Annotated in this window: 2 protein-coding genes and 1 pseudogene; all 3 read left to right on the top strand. The window is 43.7% G+C overall.

Annotated features, from left to right (window positions below; all coding sequences use genetic code 11):
• A partial coding sequence (locus F6K49_RS46200; RefSeq protein WP_293109149.1) for a CHAT domain-containing protein occupies positions 1–723 on the top strand: 723 nt, incomplete at its 5' end.
• Between the two features lie 36 nt (positions 724–759).
• The gene (locus tag F6K49_RS46195) at positions 760–1,119 is read left to right on the top strand and encodes a hypothetical protein (protein ID WP_293109147.1); all 360 of its coding nucleotides are present in this window, start codon (positions 760–762) and stop codon (positions 1,117–1,119) included.
• Positions 1,116–1,720: pseudogene (locus F6K49_RS46190) on the top strand (hypothetical protein); the annotation flags it as partial. The gene F6K49_RS46195 and the pseudogene F6K49_RS46190, both read left to right, overlap by 4 nt.

Genomic DNA, 1,720 nt, shown 5'->3' with positions numbered 1-1,720 from the left:
CTAGAATACGCCGACTTAGAGGTTAACAACATTCTCCCATTATTCCCCTCTTCCCAAGTCTTAGCCAAGCAGGCTGCAACTGAAGCTGCTGTTAAGACCAGTCAAGAGATGTCACTATCCCACTGTCATCATTTTTCTTGTCATGGTGAGTTCAATCTAGAATCACCCTTAGAATCAGCACTGATTTTAGGCAAAGATGAAAGTCCAGAAGATGGACGCCTCACCTTAGCGGAAATCTTTGGACTCAGTCTCAATCAATGCCGCCTTGTCACCCTCTCTGCTTGTGAAACAGGCATTACTGCAGTTATAAAAACTACTGACAGTAGTACTTATGACAGTAGTACTTATGCTGAGTACAGCAGCGATGAATATATTAGTTTGCCTAGTGGTTTCCTCTATGCAGGTAGTCCCAGCGTTGTCAGCAGCCTTTGGACAGTGAATGACTTTGCCACTGCGTTCTTAATGATTAAATTTTATCAAAACCTAAGTCAGTTTCCCACCAGAGAAACCGGTGAAGTTGCCGTTGCCCTCAACCAAGCTCAAACCTGGCTACGGGAGGTTACGAAAGAAGCATTAGAAGAGTGGACAAACCATCTAAACCTTCTTTCCCTGACTTCCACTCAGAAAGTGGATTGGTTGCTTAGGTTCAAGAAGATGAAGCCGAAAGAACAGCCTTTTAAATCACCTTACTACTGGGCTGCTTTTTGTGCCATCGGTCAATAAACCTTATTCTACATTTATCTCTTAATTTTTAATAATATGTCACTGACACCTGAACAAAACATCGAAGCTTTTATTGAGCTAATCAAAGACTACCCTTCGGTTTTTATAGCTGAGAATAGGACTGATTTAGAGCAACAAATAGACAAGTTTCCAGAAGATGTTGAATCCCTCTCAGAGGCTATCTCCGCTTGGTGCCTAGAACACCCTGATATTCTTATTGCTTTAACTGATCAACTAGATAGCATGTTTGGTTCAACATCTGAAGACGACAGGGGTCAAGCTGAATCCAATCCCAAACCTCAACCCAAAGACTACAAAACAGATATAAAAAACAAGATGCGGGAAAGTTTTCGCGAAACTACTAAGGAGCAAAAACCATCAGACTCTAGCAAATGAACCAAACACCCACACCATGGAAAGCACACAATCCTAGCCTCACCCTCTATGCCTTTCAGCTTCGCCAAGACATTACCAAAGGCAAGCAACAGGTGATGGACAATGCCAACCAACTGTGGGAACAATGTGTTGCCCTTGGTGAACAACGTAATATCCAACTCCTCAAATCTCTCAAAAAACAACTCCGCTGCTACACTTACGATCCCAAAGACTCTCAGTACCAGTACAATCCCAGCAATGAAGACCAAGAAGCAACACCAGAGGAAAAACCCTATCTAGATGATTGGCTGGAATTGGTCAGGAAAGACCCCCAATCAGATCAAGCCCGTCAGCTGCGTTTTCACAGTGAGTCAGATACAAATGGTTTGCGCCTGATGGGAGAAATTTCTCCCCTGCGCATTCACGATACCTATGCCCTTGACGTGACCCTACGTTACCGTGAAACTGTAGAGTTAGCCCAGCTAAGTCAGCTAAATCCCACTGACCAAATCCAAGCCTCCATCGGACAGACCCTACTGCTATTTGTTAAACCAGTCAATGTCGAAGAATCCGCCTATCAAGACTTTGCTAATCACTGTGTTGCAGCCTTAGTCAAGGAAAC

The sequence above is a fragment of the Moorena sp. SIO3I6 genome (genome assembly GCF_010672095.1).
The sequence above is the reverse complement of the archived record's forward strand: the minus strand, read 5'-3'. Positions and strand labels throughout refer to the sequence as shown.